The sequence below is a fragment of the Streptomyces sp. NBC_01166 genome, assembly GCF_045039765.1.
Lineage (GTDB): Bacteria > Actinomycetota > Actinomycetes > Streptomycetales > Streptomycetaceae > Streptomyces.
This window is the reverse complement of record NZ_CP108613.1, coordinates 5,444,041-5,463,402: the sequence shown is the minus strand read 5'-3', so window position 1 is coordinate 5,463,402 and position 19,362 is coordinate 5,444,041. Positions and strand designations below refer to the sequence as shown.

Genomic DNA, 19,362 nt, shown 5'->3' with positions numbered 1-19,362 from the left:
TCCGGTCAGCCCGCGCCGGTCAGGTCGATCGCGACGGTGCGCTCCGCGGGGGTCTTGCCGAGCAGCGCGCCCTGCATGGCCTGGGCCACGTCGGTCGAGCTGACCTGGTGCTTCTTCCCGTCACCCTTGGTGATCATGATGCCGTCGAAGACGCCGTCCAGCAGGGTGTCGATCGCTTCCCTGTCGTAGACGGGGACCAGCTTGCCGTCGACCGGCTTCATGGACAGGATCTGCGGCAGGGACCTCGCGGGGCCGAAGTCGATCTGCTTGGGCCCTGCCTTGATGGTGACCAGGCCGGACATCGCCGGCTCGGCGAACTCCTTCATCGCCCGGTCCAGTTCGGCCTTGGTGATGGTGGGTTCGGTGGCAGCCACCGGCAGTTCGACGACGGCCGGCTCACCGGTCTGGACCTGCGCGCGATAGGCGTCGCGGACGGAGATCATCGACCGGTTGACGTCCAGCGACTTCCCCGACTTGCCCGGGACGGCCACGGCCTTGTTCGGCTCGAACTTGATCGTGCCGTCGTTGGCGGAGCCGGAGACGCCGGCCAGGTCGGTCAGCGCGACCCCGAGCTTCTCCTCGTCGACCGGGATCACCGGGTCGGCGGGACGTGCCCCGCCGAACAGGGAGCCGATCACCGAGACCGGGTTGTAGTCGCTGCCCGCGGCGCCACGGACGGTCTCCTGGCTGTCCAGGGTGAGGCCGGCCTTGTCGGGGGCGAGCTTCTCCTCCTTGCCGTCCACGGACAGCTGCAGAGGCGCCTGGGCGCGCTTGCCGAGGGCGGCCTCGAGCTTGGTGACCGCCTCCTCCTTCGTGCCGCCGCCGATGTCGACGCCGAGCACGGTGGTGCCCTTGGGGACCTCGGAGTGGTTCATCAGCAGGCCGGCGCCGTAGGCCACACCGAGCAGCACGACGACTGCCACGGCCAGCAGGACCACCTTGGAGCGGCCCTTCCTGGCGGGCGCCGCGGCCTTCGGAGCGGGCCGGGGGGCGGGAGCGGGCGCCGGGGCACCCTCGTCCACCGGTCCGCCGCCCATGGGGCCCTCGGGCGGCCGGATCCCGCCGGGTCCGCCCGGGAACGCCGAACGGGGCTCCGCGGGGATGACGGGGATACCGCTGGTGAGCGTGTCGCCGGAGACGTTGCCGCCGGAGCCGGCCCCGGGCCCCGGGGCGGGGGCCTGCGGCGTCAGGATCGCGGTGTCGTCCGACATCCGCGGGGGTACGCCGCCGGGGCCGCCGGGCCGGGGACCGGACGGGCCGCCGGGCACCTGGCCGGGTCCGCCGGGAAGACGGTCGAGGTTCGGCGTCAGCGACGAACTTCCGGTGGCCGGGCCGGTGGTGGGCCCCGAGGGGCCCGGGCCGGCCGGCGGCCGCATGCCGGGGTTCGGTGTGGCCCGAGGACCGGAGTCGAGGTCGTCGAGGGCGCTGCGGCCCGGACGGGGCGCGCCGCCCCGGTCGCCGGGCTGCCGCGGACCGTCGGGGAAGTACGGCGCGTCAGGGCGCGGCGGTGTCGGGCCACGGCCCGCGCCGGAAGGACCGCCGGCGGATCCGCCACCGGGGCCCTGGCCCGGGCCTTGCCCGGCGGGACCCTGGCCAGGGCCGGGACCTTGGCCGGGGCCGGGACCTTGGCCGGGGCCGGGACCTTGGCCGGGGCCGCGCCCCTGGCCGGGCGCGCCCGGAACCGAGGCCGCGGGCGCGGCGCCCGCACCCGGGACGGGGGCCGGGGCCTTGCGCGGGGCGAACCAGTCGCTGCCGCTCTTCTCCCTGGCCGGCCTCTCGGCCGGGGCGTCGGCAGCCGGGCCGCCGTCGCGCGCGTCCGGGCCGGGAGCGGGCGCTCCGCCGGACGACGGCGCGGGTGCGCCGGGCCGCGGGGTGGAGCCGGTGCGCTCGGGGTCCGGACGGTCGGCGGACGCGTCACTCATCGGCGTACGCATGACGACAGGCGGGATCGGACGCGAGCCCGGGATGTTGATCCGGATACGCGTCGTCAGCGTCGTCTCGGTTCTCGGCTCCTCGGGCTGAGGCGGATCCGCAGGCTCCGGAGTCTCCTCCGACCCGTCCTGGGACGGGTGCAGCGACGGATACTGGCGTGATCCGTACGGCGGCGTACCCGACGGGTACGCGGCTCCTCCGCGCCCCTGGGGCCCGGAGGACGAACTGTCAGTTTCACGACTCAAAGCAGGTTCTCCCGATTGGCTCCGCCGCCCGTACTTCCCCCATGCCGCAGGCCAGGGGACGGCTCGGCGCGCGCACCACCATACTGGCCGCCACCGTAAGACTCTCCGCGCCCGGGGGGAACAAGGATGCACCCATCACCGCGCGGAGGGGCAATCCGGGAGCGGACATACCACATCACGTGCCGGTCCGGCCGGTGTCGCCGGCCGGATACGGCAGCCGCGACATCGTGGCACACATCACAGCGACGGCCGTCCCTCCGAGCATGAAGAGCGCCAGGCCGAGCTCCTGGCCGAAGACGTAGTCGCCCTCGGGGCGTCCGCCGAGAAGGACCAGGACGGCGATGAACCAGCCCACCGCCGGTGCCAGCGCGCCGAGCTGTGTCCCTGTCAGCACCCGGCCGCCGAAGAACAGGCCCGCCGACGCCGCGAGGGCGAGCAGCAACCCGCCCGGGAACAGGGCCGCCTGGACGAGGGTGCCCGCGATCCCGACGACCGCGCCGAGCACCGCGAGTCCCACGTACAGGGGGATCCGCGCGGGGTTCAAGGGCGCGGCGATACCGGTGGGCGCGGGGCTCCTCGGCGGGGCGTTGGTGCGCGGTGCCTCCGACGAGGCGCGTGGCCTCTGCCTGCTGCTCATTCCTGTGCTCCCGGTGCGAGGGCCGCGTCCGGCACGCCCGCGAAGAGGTCGTGCTCGCGGGAACCGTCGTCCCCGCCCGGGGCGCCCCGCACCAACTCGTAGTACTCGGTGGTGAAAAGGGGCTGGCCCAAGTCGTTCGAAAGAGCGAAGAAGGGCCCGTCCACGGCGATCTGGGTGGCGTGCGCCCGCATGGCCTCGGTCTTCGCCGCGGCGTAGGCCGTACCGTCGATCTCCGTCGTGATCACCGCGTCGTCCACGACACCGGGCACGTCGTCGACCGCGGCGATCCCCGGGAAGGCGTCGGGGGCGGTCTCCCGCAGCCGTGTGAAGGCCGCCTCGGCCACGGGGCGGGGCACCCGGTTCCAGTAGATCTTGGCGACGGTGTGCGGGGCTCCCGCGTCGGCGTCGTACGCGGGATCCGCGGCCAGGTCCGCCGCGCGCATCGCGACGCGGTGCGCCTGGATGTGGTCGGGGTGGCCGTAGCCGCCGTCGGGGTCGTACGTGACGAGGACCTGGGGGCGCAGCGAGCGGATCACTCCGACGAGATGGCCGGCCGCCTCGTCGGGGTCGGCGGCCCAGAAGGCACCGGGCCGGTGATTCTGCTCGGTGCCCATCATCCCGGAGTCACGGAACCGGCCGGGGCCGCCCAGGAACCGGTGGTCGGTGACCCCGAGCGCCCGCATCGCGGCGGCGAGTTCGCCGATACGGTGCTCGCCCAGTCCGCCGTCCCGGTCGGCGGCGAGATGCGCGAGGTCCGGCGGGATGACCTCGCCCTCTTCGCCGAGGGTGCACGTCACGAGGGCGACGTGGGCCCCCTCGGCCGCGTACCTGGCCATGGTGGCGCCGTTGTTGATCGACTCGTCGTCGGGGTGCGCGTGCACCAGGAGCAGACGGCGGGCGGGGAGGTCCTTCATGGGACCACCCTACGAGCAGGCCGGCCCGCCGGCCGAACGCCCCACGGTGTCGGGGGCGCCCGGCGGGGTGCACGTCAGAACTTGATCCCCCCGATCATGCCTGCCACGTTCGACGTCACCTCCGAGATGGTCGGGGCGATCGACGAGCTCGCGAGGTAGAAGCCGAGCAACATGCAGACCACCGCGTGTCCGCCCTTCAGTCCGGATTTCCGGATCAGCAGGAAGACGACGATCGCCAGCAGCACCACCGCCGAAATCGAGAGTGCCACGGCGGTTCACCTCCATCAGTACGGTCGGGACAGGCAGCACACATGGAGCCAGCAGGTTCATACCCACCGAGCGCTACGGATCATAACTATCCGTGCCGACGCATTGATCGGGGCACAGCAGCACGAGGGGCGCACGGACCGGTCGTCTGCAGCTAGGTTCGGGGCCATGACCTCGCAGAAGTTGACCTTTCCCCGCCAGCACGCCCGGACTCAGCGGTTCACCCTCGGCGCACCCCGCGCCTTCACCGTCTCACCGGATGGGACGCGGGTGCTGTTCCTCCGGTCGTCCTCCGGCACCGACCGGGCGAACCGGCTCATGGTGCTGGACACCGGGACGGGCGAGGAGCGGATCGCGGCCGATCCCGGCACCCTGCTGGGCGGTTCGGTGGAGAAGCTGTCCCCCCAGGAGAGGGCGCGGCGCGAGCGGACCCGGGAGGGCTCCGCGGGCATCGTCGGCTACGCGGTGGACGACGCGGCCGAGTTGGCGGCCTTCGCGCTCTCCGGGAAGGCGTACGTCGCCGAGTTGAGGGCGGGCACGGCACGTGCCCTGCCCGTACCGGGTCCGGTGATCGACCCGCGCCCCTCCCCCGACGGCCGGCACATCGCCTACGTGGCGCGGGGCGCGCTGCGCGTCGTGGGGGCGGAGGGCGACGGTGACCGGCCGGTCGCCGAGCCGGAGGACGCGCACATCACGTACGGCCTGGCGGAGTTCGTCGCGGCCGAGGAGATGAGCCGCTACCGCGGCTTCTGGTGGTCGCCGGACTCGGACCGCCTGCTCGTCGCCCGGGGCGACGACAGCGCCGTACAGCGGTGGTGGATCGCCGATCCGGCACACCCCGGGAGCAAGCCGGCCGAGGTGGCCTATCCGGCGGCGGGGACGGCCAACGCCGAGGTGCGGCTCTTCGTGATGAGCCTGGACGGGACCCGCACGGAGGTTGTCTGGGACCGGTCCCGCTTCCCCTATCTGGCGCGGGTCCACTGGTCCTCGCACGGCGCCCCGCTGCTTCTGGTGCAGGCCCGTGACCAGCGCAGTCAGCTGTATCTGGCCGTTGACACGGAGAGCGGCGCGACTCGCACGGTGCACGTCGACGAGGACGGCGTGTGGCTTGATCTTTTCGCCGGGGTGCCCGCCTGGGCGCCCGACGGGCGACTCGTGCGGGTCGCCGACGAGGGGGGCGCGCGGGTGCTCTCGGTCGGCGACCGGCCGCTGACCGGCGACCAGCTGCACATCCAGGCGGTGCTGGACATCGGGGAGTCCGACATCCTGGTGCAGGCGACCGCGGGTGAGGGCGCGGCGGACCCGGAGACGGGGCAGAGCCATGTGTACCGGGTCAACGAGCTGGGCGTGGAGCGCCTCAGCGAGGGCTCCGGGGTGCACTCCGCGGTGCGCGCGGGCGGCGTGACGGTGCTGGTGTCGGCGTCCCTGGAGCACCCCGGAACGGTCGTGCGGGTGCTGCGGGACGGCAAGCGGATCGCCGATGTGGCGAATCTCGCCCAGGAGCCGGTCCTGACCGCGAACGTCCGGCTGACGGAGGGGGGCGCACGGCGGATCCCGTGCGCCGTGCTGCTCCCCACCGGATACAAGGAATCGGACGGGCCGCTCCCGGTCCTGATGGATCCCTACGGCGGCCCGCACGGCCGGCGGGTGGTCGCGGCTCACAATCCGCACCTCACGTCCCAGTGGTTCGCGGACCACGGCTTCGCCGTGATCGTCGCCGACGGCCGGGGCGCGCCCGGCCGTTCGCCCGGCTGGGAGAAGGCGGTGCGGGACGATCTCACGCTCACCCTGGACGACCAGGTCGAGGCGCTGCACGCCCTGGCCGGGCGCTTCCCGCTGGATCTCTCCAAGGTGGCCATGCGGGGCTGGTCGTACGGCGGCTATCTCTCGGCACTCGCGGTGCTGCGGCGCCCCGATGTCTTCCACGCGGCCGTCGTCGGCGCTCCGGTGACGGACTGGCGGCTGTACGACACCCACTACACCGAGCGCTATCTCGGCGACCCCACGACCCGGCCCGAGGTGTACGCCCGCAACTCCCTGGTCACGGACGAGGGGCTTTCCGAGCCGGCCGGCACGGTGCGGCCGATGATGATCGTCCACGGTCTGGCCGACGACAACGTGGTGGTCGCGCACGCGCTGCGGCTCTCGTCCGCGCTGCTGTCCGCCGGACGCCCGCACGAGGTGCTGCCGCTGAGCGGGGTGACGCACATGACCCCGCAGGAGCAGGTGGCCGAGAACCTGCTGCTGCTCCAGGTGGACTTCCTCCGGCGGTCCCTGGGGCTGTCCAGGGCGTAGGCCCCGGGCGGAGCCTCTGGGTCCCGGTCGTCACCAGCCGGGCGGCGGGGACGCGGGCGGCGGCGGGTTGCCCGGCCCGCCGCCGCTCTGCGGATAGCCGTATCGGGGCGTGTCGGCCTGCGGGTAGCCGTAGCCGGGCGCCCCGGTCTGCGGATAGCCGTAACCCTGCGCCCCGGTCTGCGGGTAGCCGTAGCCGCCGTACCCCTCGTCCTGCCCGTCGGTGCTCTCGAAGCCCCTGCGTGCCAGGACGAGGAGTGCCGCGGCCCCGGCGAAGGCGAGGAGGAACGAGGTGAGCATGCTGAGCTGCTGCTCGACCGGCACCCCGCCGAAGTCCTCCAGCCACCCGTTGTCGAGGACGCGGGCGATTCCGCAGCCGCCGGAGGCCAGCAGGAATCCGGAGACGATCATGCCGAGCGGACGGGCGTGGACGGCGCGGAAGAGCGCGGTCCAGGCCACCACGAGGCAGGCCGTCCCGAGCGCGATGCTGCTCCAGCCGGGCGGTGTTGCCGTGAGCCCGAGCGTGAGGGCCTTTCCGCCGATGAACCAGGCGGGATAGATCGCGTCGGGGAGGGTGAAGAGCTGGCGGATCTCCCAGGCGATCAGGACCGCCCCCGAGGTGCCGAGCACCATGAAGGCCGTGACCCCGGCGCCGCGTCCGGGCCGGGTGGGCAGTGGCTCGTAGGTGCCCTCAGGCTGTCTGCGGCCCGCGGCTCCGGTGACGACGAGCGCGAGGCCGGCGGCCAGGGCGACGAAGGTGCCGATGAGGGCGCGGGTGCGCAGTTCGTCGCCGAACCGCCCGTCCATCCAGGACGATCCGATGGTCCAGACACCCGGCAGCCTCAGGACGAGTGTGACCAGGCCGGTGACGACCAGTGTGGAAGCGGCGACCGAGGAGCGCAGCGCGGCGATCAGGGCGAGGACGTAGACGACGAGCAGCACCGGATCGGCCTGGAGGGTGGCCGGCAGTGCCTTCGGCCACCCGTCCGTGTAACCGGCCCAGTAGCGCAGGAGGACCGATACGTCGCCGACGGCCCGGAGATCCCGCACGATCCATGCCGCGACGACGGCCGCGAGCACGGCGCACAGCACCGCTCCGGTGATTCTGGCTCCCCGCGTGAGTATCACACCGGCGATACTCCACCGCGGTCCGCCGATGGACAAGGGGACCTCTGGGGAAGGGCGGGAACGGGTAACCGGCCGGGGCGACGTGATGAACGCCCCGGCCGGTCCACGGCACCCGCACGGCCGTACGCTCTCTATGGTGAGAGGTCCGTATATCGGTGCGACGACGGTCAAGTTGCCTCTGTGTTAACGAACATGAGGCTCATTTATCATCCTTTGTCGTCCTCGGGGCTCTCCCGCAGGTCCTCCGGCGGCACCACCTGCTTCTCCTCGGCGAAGTGGCACGCCGAGTCGTGCCGGGCCGGCGTCACCGTGTCCCGGAAGACCGCCGGGACCGCCAGCAGCGGCACCTCCAGCTCGCACCGCTCCTGCGCCTTCCAGCACCGGGTGCGGAAGCGGCAGCCGGACGGGATGTTCGCCGGGGAGGGCACGTCACCGTGGAGGATGATCCGTTCGCGGTGCTCGCGGGCCGTCGGGTCGGGCACCGGGACGGCCGACAGCAGCGCCTGGGTGTAGGGGTGCGTCGGGTGGTCGTAGATCTCCTCGTCCGTGCCGATCTCGACGATCCTGCCCAGGTACATGACGCCGACCCGGTCGGAGATGTGCCGGACGATCGACAGGTCGTGCGCGATGAAGAGGAAGCTCAGGTCGAATTCGGTCTGCAGCCGGTCCAGCAGGTTGACGACCTGGGCCTGGACGGACACGTCGAGCGCGGAGACCGGCTCGTCGGCGACGATGATCTCGGGGTTGAGCGCGAGGCCCCGGGCGATGCCGATGCGCTGGCGCTGACCGCCGGAGAACTGGTGCGGATACCGGTTGATGTACTCCGGGTTCAGACCGACGACGTCGAGCAGGTCCTGCACCTTCTGCCGGCGGCTCCCCTTGGGCGCCACCTCGGGGTGGATCTCGTACGGCTCCCCGATGATGTCGCCGACCGTCATACGCGGGTTCAGCGAGGTGTACGGATCCTGGAAGACCATCTGGATGTTGCGGCGCACGGCCTTCAGCGCACGGCCGGACAGCTTGGTGACGTCCTCGCCCTTGTAGCGGATCGAGCCCCCCGTCGGCGGCTCCAGGTGGACGAGCATCTTGGCGACGGTCGACTTGCCGCAGCCGGACTCCCCCACGATGCCGAGCGTCTCGCCCGCCGCGAGGTCGAAGTCCACACCGTCGACGGCCTTGACCGCGCCGATCTGCTTCTTGAAGAGGATGCCCCGGGTCAGCGGGTAGTGCTTGACCAGCCCGCGCACCTCCAGGATCGGGTCGCCCTCGGCGTACGGGCGTACGGGCGCCTCGGCCTGGAGCGTGGAACCGCCGCCCCCGCGGCCCGTCTCGTCAGCGTGCATCGAGCGTCTCCTTCCAGAAGTGGCAGGCGCTCCGGCGTTCCTCGTCCACGGTGTAGAGCGGCGGCACGTCCGTGCGGCAGACGGCCTGCGCCATGGGGCAGCGCGGGTGGAAGGCGCAGCCCGGGGGGATGTGCAGCAGGTTGGGCGGGAGCCCCTTGATCGCGTACAACTCCTGGCCCTTCTGGTCCAGGCGCGGGATCGACCTCAGCAGGCCCTTGGTGTACGGGTGGGCCGGCGCCTTGTAGATCTCGTGGACGGGCGAGGTCTCGACGATCCGGCCGGCGTACATCACGGCGATCTTGTCGGCGACGTCGGCGACCACGCCGAGGTCGTGGGTGATGAGGATGAGGCCCATGTTGAGCTCGCGCTGCAGCTCCGCGAGCAGGTCCATCACCTGGGCCTGGACGGTCACGTCGAGGGCGGTGGTCGGTTCGTCGGCGATGATCAGGTCGGGCTCCAGGGCCAGCGCCATCGCGATCATGATGCGCTGGCGCATACCGCCGGAGAACTGGTGGGGGAAGTCGCCCACCCGCTGCCGGGCCGCCGGGATGCGCACCCGGTCCATCAGCTCGATCGCCTTGACCTTCGCGTCACCCCGTGACATCCCGCGGTGCACGACGAACATCTCGCCGAGCTGCGCGCCCACGCTGAGGACCGGATTCAGCGAGGACAGCGCGTCCTGGAAGATCATGGCCATCTCCTGACCGCGGATCCGCCGGCGCTCCTCGTTCTTGAGCTTCAGCAGGTCGCGGTCCTTGAAGAGGATCTCGCCCCCGCTGATCTTCCCGGGCGGCATGTCGAGGATGCCCATGATCGCCTGGGCGGTGACGGACTTGCCCGAGCCGGACTCGCCGAGGACGGCGAGCGTCTCCCCCTCGGACACCGAGTAGTTGACCCCGTTGACGGCCTTGGCCACACCGTCCCGGGTGTGGAACTCCACGTGCAGATCGCGCACTTCGAGCAACATGGCAGCGGACTCCTCAGCGCAGCTTGGGGTCGAGGGCGTCGCGCACCGCGTCGCCGAGCATGATGAAGGCGAGCACGGTGATCGCCAGCGCCCCGGCCGGCCAGAGCAGCATGTGCGGGGCGTTGCGGATGTACTGGGAGGCGGCGGAGATGTCGATCCCCCAGGAGACCGCCGGCGGCTTCAGGCCCACCCCGAGGAACGAGAGGGTCGCCTCCAGCGAGATGTACGTACCGAGGGCGATGGTCGCGACGACGATCACCGGGGCGATGGCGTTGGGGGTGATGTGCCGGAGCATCATCCGCGAGTTCGAGGCGCCCAGCGCCCGGGCGGCCTGGACGTAGTCGTTCTGTTTGGCGGTGATGACGGAGCCGCGCGCGATTCGTGCGATCTGGGGCCAGCCCAGCAGCACGATGAAGCCGATCACGGGCCAGACGGTGGAGCTGGTGACGACGGACAGGAAGACCAGCCCGCCGAGGACCACGGGGATGCCGAAGAAGACGTCCGTGATGCGGGAGAGCACGGCGTCCCAGGTCCCGCCGAAGAAGCCGGCGAGGCCGCCCAGCACGCCCCCGAGCAGCGAGACCCCGAGGGTGGAGAGGACGCCGACGGACACCGAGGTCCGCGCGCCGTAGACGGTGCGGGTGTAGACGTCGCAGCCCTGTCCGTCGAAGCCGAAGGGGTGTCCGGGCTGGGAGCCCTCCTGGGCCTTGGCCAGGTCGCAGTTGAGGGGGTCCTGGTCGGCGATCAGCGACGGCCAGATCGAGATGATCACCAGGAAGAGGATCACCAGCCCGGAGATGATGAAGACCGGGTTGCGGCGCAGGTCCCGCCAGGCGTCAGACCACAGGCTGCGCGGCTTGCCGGTGGGCCCGGTGCCCTCGGGGCCGCCGGGCGTCTTCTCCAGCGTGGTGCCCTCGTCCATGGCGAGGTCCATCGCCCCGCCCGCGCCGGCACCCGAGATCGCTCCGCTTCCCGTCGTCTCGTCCCACGGCTTCTGCTCAGGCATAGCGGATCCTCGGGTCGAGTACGGCGTACAGGAGGTCGACGATCAGGTTGGCCGCCAGGAAGACGAGGACCAGGACGGTGACGAACCCGACGACGGTCTGGGAGTTCTGCCGCAGGATCCCCTGGTAGAGCTGGTAGCCGACTCCGTGGATGTTGAAGATGCGCTCGGTGACGATCGCCCCGCCCATCAGGGCGCCCACGTCCGTGCCGATGAAGGTGACGACGGGGATCAGGGAGTTGCGCAGCAGGTGCCGCACGACCACGCGGCGTCTGGGGAGGCCCTTGGCGACGGCGGTGCGGACGTAGTCGGCGCGGGCGTTCTCGGCGATCGACGTACGGGTGAGCCGGGTGACGTAGGCCAGGGAGACGGAGGCCAGGACCAGGCCGGGCACGATGAGTTCGTCGACCGGGGCCTCCGAGGAGACGGACGGCTTGATGATGCCCCACTCCACTCCGAGGAGGAGCTGGAGCAGCAGGCCGGTGACGAACGTCGGTACGGAGATGACGACCAGCGTCAGGATCAGCACCGTGGTGTCGACGGGCCGGCCCCGGCGCAGGCCGGTGACGACGCCGAGGCTGATGCCGATGACGATCTCGAACACGATCGCGACGATGGTGAGCCGGATGGTGATCGGGAAGGCGGTGGCCATCAGCTCCGTGACCTTCTGGCCGTTGAACGCGGTTCCGAAGTCGCCGGTGAAGACGTTGCCCATGTAGGTCAGGTATTGCTGCCAGACCGGCTTGTCGAGGCCGAACTCACTGCGCAGCTGGGCGGCGGTCGCGGGGTCGCACTGGCGGTCGCCGCAGAGGCCCGCGATGGGGTCGCCCATCACGTTCACCATGAGGAAGATCAGCAGCGTGGTGCCGAAGAAGACCGGGATCATCTGCAGCAGCCGCCGGATCACATAACGTCCCATGAGGGGCTCCGGGGGTCGGGGCGTACGGGCGGAGGGCCGGGAAAGCCGGGTGGCCGGTGCGGTACGCCGCACCGGCCACCCGGCTTCAGCGGGTCACTTGACCTTGATCTGGTCGTACACCGGGACGCTGAAGGGGTTCAGCGAGACGTTCTCGACCCTGTCCGAGTAGCCCGCGCTGCCGTTCTGGTACCAGAGCGGAATGACGGGCATCTGCTCGACGAGCACCTTCTCCGCGTCCTGGAAGGTGGTGACGGCCTTGGCCTTGTCGCTCTCCGCGTTGGCCTTGTCGACCAGGTCGTCGAACTTCTGGTTGCTCCACTTGCCGTCGTTGGACGGGGCGTTGGTGTAGTAGAGCGGCTGGAGGAAGTTCTGGATCAGCGGGTAGTCCATCTGCCAGCCCGCGCGCCAGGCTCCGGTCAGCTTCTGGGTGGAGACCTGGCTGCGGAAGTCGGCGAAGGTGCCGACGGGCCCGCCGACACACGCCTTGTTGTTGCCCATGACGTTGTTGATGCTGTTGCACACCGCGTCGACCCATTCCTTGTGGGAGCCGGTGTCGGCGTTGTACGAGATCTTGAGCTGGCCGCCGGGGATGCCGCCGCCCTCCTCGATCAGCTTCTTGGCCTCCGCCTTGTCGTACTCGCACGCGGGGCCGCAGAGGCCCTTCTTGAAGCCGCCCTCCTCGCCGAGGACCGGAGAGGTCCAGTCGGAGGCGGGGGTGCGGGTCTTCTGGAAGATCTGGTCGGTGATCTGGGCCCGGTTGATCGCCATGGACAGGCCCTGGCGGACCTTGATCGCGTCCGGGGTGTTCCAGGCCTTCTCGTAGAACGGGAAGGCGAGCGTCTGGATGATGCCGGCGGGTGTGTTGATGTACCGGTCGCCCAGGTCCGCCTCGACGTTCTTGAGCTGCGAGGCCGGCACGTCGTCGACCAGGTCGAGGTTGCCCGCGGTCAGGTCGGTGTAGGCGGTGTTGTTGTCGGTGTAGACCTTGAGGTCGATACCGCCGTTCTGCGCCTTGTCCGCGCCGGGGTAGTCGTCCCACCGGCGCAGGTTCATCGACGAGCCCTTGGCGTACTGGTCGATCGTGTACGGGCCGTTGCCGACGGGCTTGGAGAGCCAGGAGTCGTGGTCGGTGTAGAAGACCTTGGGCAGCGGCACGAACGCGGCGTAGCCGAGGGTGTCGGGCCAGAGCGAGAACTTCTGCGACAGCTTGGCCGTGAAGGTCGTGCCGTTGACCACCTTGAGGCCGGAGAGTGTGGTGGCGGACGCGGAGCCCGACTCCGGGTGCACCTTGTCGTAACCGTCGATGTACTGGAAGAAATAGGCGTTCTTCTGGTTGTTCTTCAGAGCGGCGCCGTAGTTCCAGGCGTCGACGAACGACTTCGCGGTGATCTTCTCGCCGTTGCTGAAGGTCCAGTTGTCCTTGATCGTGATCGTGAAGTTCTGCGAGTCCGTCGACTCGATCTTCTCGGCGATCTCGTTCTTGGCCTCGCCGGTCTTGGGGTCGTAGCGCACGAGCCCGCGGAAGACCATGTCGAGGACCTTGCCGCCCTGCACCTCGTTCGTGTTCGCCGGTTCCAGCGGATTCTGCGGGTCTCCCCAGGACGAGCTCACGATCCCGTCGGCGCCACCGCCGCCACCGCTGTCCCCGCCGCCGCAGGCCGTGGCCGCCAGGGCGACAGCGACGGCGCATGCGGCCCACCTGGCCTGTGTGGCTCCGCGCATGGAGTGCCTCCTAGGGTTCCCTTGAGTGGCTCAATGCCCCATATCACCCCATATGACACTCCGTCGCATGTCGGCATACGCCGTACGCCGTAGGAGGCCGCCGGAACGCCAGGACGCCCGGCCCCTCGCGGGGCCGGGCGTCCTGGTTCGGGCTGACGGAGTGCTACGCCGCGTGGACGACGTCCTTCTCCTCGGCGAAGTGGCACGCCGACTCGTGCGCGGCGGGCGTGTCCGAGGCCTTGAAGCGCTCGGGGATGGCCAGCAGCGGCACCTCGGTGGCGCACTTGTCCTGGGCCTTCCAGCACCGCGTACGGAAGCGGCAGCCGGACGGCGGGTTCGCCGGCGACGGGACGTCACCGGAGAGGATGATCCTCTCGCGTCCGTCACGGGCCTCGGGGTCCGGAACGGGGACCGCCGACAGCAGCGCCTGGGTGTAGGGGTGCGTCGGGTGGTCGTAGATCTGCGTGTCCGTACCGATCTCGGCCATCTTGCCGAGGTACATGACGCCGACCCGGTCCGAGATGTGCCGGACGATCGACAGGTCGTGCGCGATGAAGAGGTAGGAGAGGTTGAACTCGTCCTGGAGCTTCTCCATCAGGTTGATGACCTGCGCCTGCACCGACACGTCGAGCGCGGAGACCGGCTCGTCGCAGATGATGATCTCGGGGTTGAGCGCGAGGCCCCGGGCGATCCCGATGCGCTGGCGCTGACCGCCGGAGAACTGGTGCGGATACCGGTTGATGTACTCCGGGTTCAGACCGACGACGTCCAGGAGGTCCTGCACCTTGCGGCGCCGCTCACCCTTCGGGGCCGCCTCGGGGTGGATCTCGAAGGTCTCCCCGATGATGTCGCCGACCGTCATACGCGGGTTCAGCGAGGTGTAGGGGTCCTGGAAGACCATCTGGATGTTGCGGCGCACGGCCTTCAGCGCACGGCCGGACAGCTTGGTGATGTCCTGGCCCTTGTAGAAGACCTCACCGGCGGTGGCCCGCTCCAGCGTCATCAGGAGCTTGGCGACCGTGGACTTGCCACAGCCGGACTCGCCCACGATGCCGAGCGTCTCGCCCTGGTAGAGATCGAAGGAGATCCCGTCCACGGCCTTGACCGCGCCGACCTGCTTCTTGAACAGGATGCCCTGGGTCAGCGGGAAGTGCTTGACCAGGTTGCGCACCTGGAGGATCGGCTCCCCCTGCGAGACCGGCGCGTCGATGGCCGCGACGGCCTCGGACTCGGTGCTCGCGTTGACCGTCGCCACTTCGGTGACGTTCGGGGTGGCGTCCACGGACCCCTTGTCGAGGTCAGCCATGGATCGTCTCCTTCCAGAAGTGGCAGGCGCTGCCGCGGCCGACCAGCTCGGTGCCGTCCTGCTCGGTCACCGGGCGCAGCGCCGGGATGTCCGTACGGCAGATGTCCTGCGCCATCGTGCAGCGCGGGTTGAAGGCGCAGCCGGACGGCACGTGCAGCAGGTTGGGCGGCAGGCCCTTGATCGCGTAGAGCTCCTGGCCCTTCTGGTCCAGGCGCGGGATCGACTCCAGCAGGCCCTTGGTGTACGGGTGCGCGGGGCGCTTGTAGATCTCGTGGACCGGAGCGGTCTCGACGATCCGGCCCGCGTACATCACGGCGATCTTGTCGGCGACGTCGGCGACCACGCCGAGGTCGTGCGTGATCAGGATCAGGCCCATGTTGAAGTCGCGCTGGAGCTCCGCGAGCAGGTCCATGACCTGCGCCTGGACGGTCACGTCGAGCGCCGTGGTGGGCTCGTCCGCGATGATCAGGTCGGGCTCCAGGGCAAGCGCCATCGCGATCATGATGCGCTGGCGCATACCGCCGGAGAACATGTGCGGGTAGTCGTTGACCCGCTCCTTGGCCGCCGGGATGCGCACGCGGTCCATCAGCGCGATGGCCTTGGCCTTGGCCTCCTTCTTGGAGAGGCCCTGGTGCACGCGGAACATCTCGCCGAGCTGGTAGCCCACGGAGAGGACCGGGTTCAGCGAGGAGAGCGCGTCCTGGAAGATCATGGCGATCTTCTGGCCGCGGATCTGCCGGCGCTCCTCGTTGGACATCTTGAGCATGTCCTGGCCGCGGAAGAAGATCTCACCCTTGGGGATGCGGCCCGGAGGCATGTCCAGGATGCCCATGATCGCCTGAGCGGTCACGGACTTGCCGGAGCCGGACTCGCCGAGCACGGCGAGGGTCTCGCCGGCGCTGACGCTGTAGTTGACTCCGTTGACGGCCTTGGCGACGCCGTCGCGGGTGTGGAACTCCACGTGCAGGTCGCGGACTTCGAGCAGCGGGCCGCTCTCGTCGTTCGAACCACGCGGAGCAGGAACATCCGCCGTCTTGTCGATGATGGTCATGTACGCCTCCCTCAGCGCAGCTTGGGATCGAGGGCGTTGCGCACCGCATCGCCGAGCATGATGAACGCCAGAACGGTGATCGACACCATGACCGACGGGATGATCAGGACGAACGCGGCGTTACGCAGCTGCTCCTGGCCGGAGGAGATGTCGACACCCCACGACACGGTCGGTTCGGCGAGCCCGATGCCCAGGAAGGACAGGGTCGCCTCGGCCGAGATGTAACCGCCGAGCGCGATGGTCGCGACGACGATCACAGGGGCGATCGCGTTGGGCAGGATGTGCCGGAGCAGGATGCGGGTGGTCGAGGCGCCGAGCGCCTTGGCCGCCATCACGTAGTCGGCCTGCTTGATCGTCAGCACCGAGCCGCGCGCGACACGGGCGATCTGGGTCCAGCCGAGGAAGGCCAGGGCCAGGATGACGACCCAGATCTTGCGCTCCTCGAACGAGGTCAGGACGACCATCGCGCCGAGGATGAAGGGCACGCCGAAGAAGATGTCGGTGACCCGGGACAGGATCGTGTCGATCCAGCCGCCGAAGTAACCGGCGAGCATGCCGACCACGGTGCCCAGGATCGTGACCAGGGCGGTGACGACGACGGCGACGGTGATCGAGGCACGGGCACCGTAGACGACACGCGCGTAGATCGAGCGCCCCTGGATGTCGTACCCGAACCAGTCCTCCTGGAAGAAGTTCCCCCACTTGGGCTTCTGCAGGTAGTGGTGGGCCAGGTCCGCGTAGCGCGGGTCGGCGCCGGTGAACAGGCCGGGGAATATCGCCATCACCAGCAGGAAGAAGATCAGGACGGCCGAGACGACGAACAGCGGGCTGCGCCGCAGGTCGTGCCAGGCGTCCGACCACAGGCTGCGGGGCTTGCCGACCGGTGAGGCGGCGGCGGGTGCCGCCACGGCCCCGGGCGTGTCCGGGGTGGCTTCCTTGAGCGTCTCAGGCATAACGGATCCTCGGGTCCAGGACCGCGTAGAGCAGGTCGACGACCAGGCTGGCGATGAGATAGACGACGACGATCAGCGTCACGATGCCGACGACGGTGGCGCCTTCGCGGTGCCGGAGCGCGTCGAAGACGTTGTAGCCGACGCCCTTGATGTTGAAGATGCCCTCGGTGACGACGGCCCCGCCCAGCAGGGCACCGAGGTCGGTGCCGAGGAAGGTGACCACGGGGATCAGCGAGTTGCGCATCAGGTGGACGCCGATGATGCGACGGCGCGGCAGCCCCTTGGCCACGGCGGTGCGCATGTAGTCGGAGCGCAGGTTCTCCGCGACCGAGGTGCGGGTCAGTCGCGCCACGTAGGCGAGCGACAAGGACCCGAGGACGACCGCGGGCAGGATCAGCTCACTCGAACTCGCCTCGAGGCTCACGTTGGGTTCGACCCAGCCGAGCTGGAAGGCGAAGAGGTACTGGCCGAGGAAGCCCAGCACGAACGAGGGGACCGAGATGAGCAGGAGCGTCAGGACGAGCAGACCGCGGTCGCGAAGGGTGTCGGCCTTCAGGCCCGCGAAGATGCCCATGGAGATACCGACGACGACCGTGAAGATGAAGGCAAACAGGGCCAGCCGGACGGTGATCGGGAACGCTTCCGAAATGATGTCGGCGACGGGTCGCCCACTGGCGATCTGTGTGCCGAAATCACCCTGGAACAGGTTCACGAGGTAGTTCCAGTACTGGTGCCAGAGCGGCAGGTCGAGCCCGAGCTCCTTCTTCATTTCCGCGATCTGCGTGGGGTCGACGGCCTGTTCGCCTGCGAGCGCGCGCACGGGGTCGCCGGGCAGCGCGTACATCATGGCGAAGACCAGCAAGGTTGACCCGAGGAAGACCGGGATCATCTGGAGCAGTCGCCGCGCGACGTAACGCCCCATGTTTGCCTCCGATTAGGGATAAAGCAGCCCAGGGGCCGCCCTCCGGTTACGGAGAGCGGCCCCCCGGGACCTACTGCCTGGTGTGGGCGGCTGATGGCCGAGTGGGGGCCCTCAGGCGTGTGTTACTTGTTGACCGTGACTTCGGTGATGTTGTAGTCACCGTGGAAGTCGATCGTCACGTTGTCGACAGCCTTCGAGTAGCCACCGTTGGTCTTGTACTCCCAGAGCGGGATCGCCGGCATCTTGTCCAGGAGGAGCTTCTCCGCGTCCTGGTAAGCCTTGATCGACTCGTCCAGGGTCTTCGCGTTGTCGCCCTTCTTGAAGGCCGCGTCGACCTCCTTGTCGGAGAACCGGCCGTTGTTGGCCTCGGCCGTGGTGCCGTACAGCTCCCGCATGAAGTTGACGTTCACGGGGTAGTCGGCAACCCAGCCACCGCGGTACATCGACTTGACCTGGTCGTTGTCACGCGCCTCCAGGTCGGTCTGGAAGTCCGGCTTGGCGTCCGGGACACAGTCGACCCCGGTCGAGTTGCGGATGGACTCGCAGACCGCGGTCACCCACTCCTTGTGGCCACCGTCGGCGTTGTACTGGATCCAGATCTTGTTGTCCGGAACGCCGCCGCCCTCGGTGACGAGCTGCTTCGCCTTGGCCGCGTCGAACTTGAACACGTCGGTGCCCAGGTCCTGGTTGCCGGCGACGCCCGGAGGCGTGAAGCTGGTGGCGGGCTTGCGGGTGCCGTTGAGCACGGTCTTGGTGATCGTGTCGCGGTCGATGCCCATCGACAGACCCTGGAGGACCTTCGGGTCGATGTCCTTGAAGGTCTTCGAGTAGAACGTCGGGACGATCGACTGGATGGCCGCGTACGGCTCGTCGATCGCGCGGTCACCGAGGTCCGTCTTGTACTTCGGCAGGTCCTTCGGGCCGACCTGGCGAATCATGTCCAGGTTGCCGGAGAGGAGGTCCTGGTACGCGGCCTCGACGGTCGCGTAGTTCTTGAAGAGGACACCCTTGTTCTTGGCCTTGTTCGGGCCCTGGTAGTCAGGGTTGGCCTTGACCTGGATGAGCTTCTTGTGGTCCCACTTCTCGAAGATGTAGGGACCGTTACCGACCGGGGCCTGGCCGAACGCCTTGGTGTCCTTGTAGAACACCTCGGGCAGCGGGGCGAAGGTGGTGTAGCCGAGCTTGTACTCGTAGTACGGCACCGCGTTGTTGAGCTCGATCGTGAAGGTCGTGTCGTCGACCGCCTTCAGACCGGACATCTCCGTGGCCTTGGGGTCACCCTTCTCGGGGTGCACGTCCGCGTAGCCCTTGATGTCCTCGAACCAGAACGCGTTCTGCTGGGCGTTCTTGCTGTTGGCGTACCAGTTCCAAGCCTTGATGTAGGACTCGGACGTGACCGGGGTGCCGTCGTGGAACTTCCAGCCGGACTTGAGCTTGACCGTCCACGTCTTGTTGTCCGTCGACTTCACGGACTCGGCGTTCGTGTAGACGATGTTGCCGTCCGCGTCGAAGTCCAGGAGCTGGGTGAACAGCGACTGGATGACGTAGCTGCCGAGCGACTCGTTGGTGTCGGCCGGGATCAGCGGCTTCTGCGGCTCACCGACGTCGATGGAGACGTAGCCCGCGGGCTTGCCCTTCTCCTTCGAGGCATTGCTGCTGTCGTCACTGTCGCCCCCGCCACAGGCAGTCGCGGCCAGGGCGATGATTGCCGCTCCCGCGACCCACTTGGCGCTCTTGGCACCGCGCATGGGTTTCCTCCTC

16 protein-coding genes are annotated in these 19,362 nt (G+C 69.4%); 1 reads left to right on the top strand and 15 read right to left on the bottom strand.

Translation table 11 applies throughout. From position 1 onward, the window contains the following. Positions 1-5: 5 nt before the first annotated feature. The 4 genes from OG379_RS25295 to OG379_RS25280 form a co-directional block, all read right to left on the bottom strand. Positions 6-2,177, bottom strand: a complete 2,172-nt coding sequence (locus tag OG379_RS25295) for a hypothetical protein (RefSeq protein ID WP_405665306.1) — start codon at positions 2,175-2,177, stop codon at positions 6-8. 175 nt (positions 2,178-2,352) lie between these two features. Next, positions 2,353-2,814 (bottom strand): DUF6113 family protein, encoded by a 462-nt coding sequence (locus tag OG379_RS25290; RefSeq protein ID WP_405665304.1) that lies wholly within the window; start codon positions 2,812-2,814, stop codon positions 2,353-2,355. Next, complete coding sequence (gene mshB / locus OG379_RS25285; protein WP_405665302.1) at positions 2,811-3,728, bottom strand: N-acetyl-1-D-myo-inositol-2-amino-2-deoxy-alpha-D-glucopyranoside deacetylase; 918 nt, start codon at positions 3,726-3,728, stop codon at positions 2,811-2,813. The genes OG379_RS25290 and mshB overlap by 4 nt, the downstream gene beginning before the upstream one ends. Before the next feature lie 74 nt (positions 3,729-3,802). Further along, entirely contained in the window at positions 3,803-3,997 is a 195-nt protein-coding gene (locus OG379_RS25280; RefSeq protein ID WP_014154257.1) for a hypothetical protein, read from the bottom strand. A 166-nt stretch (positions 3,998-4,163) separates the two neighbouring features. Between OG379_RS25280 and OG379_RS25275 the strand changes: the two genes are divergently transcribed. Beyond that, on the top strand, positions 4,164-6,290 hold the full coding sequence (locus OG379_RS25275; RefSeq protein WP_405665301.1) for an alpha/beta fold hydrolase: 2,127 nt from the start codon (positions 4,164-4,166) through the stop codon (positions 6,288-6,290). 30 nt (positions 6,291-6,320) lie between these two features. Here the strand turns inward: OG379_RS25275 and OG379_RS25270 are convergent, their stop codons facing one another. From OG379_RS25270 to OG379_RS25220, 11 genes are all read right to left on the bottom strand, one after another. Beyond that, positions 6,321-7,415, bottom strand: a complete 1,095-nt coding sequence (locus OG379_RS25270; protein ID WP_405665299.1) for a hypothetical protein — start codon at positions 7,413-7,415, stop codon at positions 6,321-6,323. A 206-nt stretch (positions 7,416-7,621) separates the two neighbouring features. Further along, on the bottom strand, positions 7,622-8,758 hold the full coding sequence (locus tag OG379_RS25265) for an ABC transporter ATP-binding protein (protein WP_393764354.1): 1,137 nt from the start codon (positions 8,756-8,758) through the stop codon (positions 7,622-7,624). Continuing rightward, positions 8,748-9,725 (bottom strand): ABC transporter ATP-binding protein, encoded by a 978-nt coding sequence (locus tag OG379_RS25260; protein ID WP_405665297.1) that lies wholly within the window; start codon positions 9,723-9,725, stop codon positions 8,748-8,750. The genes OG379_RS25265 and OG379_RS25260 overlap by 11 nt, the downstream gene beginning before the upstream one ends. Before the next feature lie 13 nt (positions 9,726-9,738). After that, positions 9,739-10,731 carry an ABC transporter permease gene (locus tag OG379_RS25255; protein WP_405665295.1) on the bottom strand — a complete coding sequence of 331 codons (993 nt, stop codon included), beginning with the start codon at positions 10,729-10,731 and terminating at the stop codon, positions 9,739-9,741. After that, a complete protein-coding gene (locus OG379_RS25250; protein WP_393764360.1) occupies positions 10,724-11,647 on the bottom strand; it encodes an ABC transporter permease in 924 nt (307 codons plus the stop codon). The genes OG379_RS25255 and OG379_RS25250 overlap by 8 nt, the downstream gene beginning before the upstream one ends. Before the next feature lie 93 nt (positions 11,648-11,740). Next, positions 11,741-13,369, bottom strand: coding sequence for an ABC transporter substrate-binding protein (locus tag OG379_RS25245; RefSeq protein WP_405665294.1), 1,629 nt, complete (start codon positions 13,367-13,369; stop codon positions 11,741-11,743). A 163-nt stretch (positions 13,370-13,532) separates the two neighbouring features. Continuing rightward, entirely contained in the window at positions 13,533-14,675 is a 1,143-nt protein-coding gene (locus OG379_RS25240) for an ABC transporter ATP-binding protein (RefSeq protein WP_393764364.1), read from the bottom strand. Beyond that, on the bottom strand, positions 14,668-15,726 hold the full coding sequence (locus tag OG379_RS25235) for an ABC transporter ATP-binding protein (RefSeq protein WP_387387423.1): 1,059 nt from the start codon (positions 15,724-15,726) through the stop codon (positions 14,668-14,670). Before OG379_RS25235 ends, OG379_RS25240 begins: the two co-directional genes overlap by 8 nt. An 11-nt stretch (positions 15,727-15,737) precedes the next feature. Then, entirely contained in the window at positions 15,738-16,679 is a 942-nt protein-coding gene (locus OG379_RS25230) for an ABC transporter permease (RefSeq protein ID WP_401513801.1), read from the bottom strand. Then, entirely contained in the window at positions 16,672-17,601 is a 930-nt protein-coding gene (locus OG379_RS25225) for an ABC transporter permease (protein ID WP_405665293.1), read from the bottom strand. The genes OG379_RS25230 and OG379_RS25225 overlap by 8 nt, the downstream gene beginning before the upstream one ends. Before the next feature lie 122 nt (positions 17,602-17,723). Then, positions 17,724-19,349: an ABC transporter substrate-binding protein gene (locus OG379_RS25220; RefSeq protein ID WP_401618506.1), complete on the bottom strand. Its 1,626-nt coding sequence runs from the start codon at positions 19,347-19,349 to the stop codon at positions 17,724-17,726. Positions 19,350-19,362 lie beyond the last annotated feature (13 nt).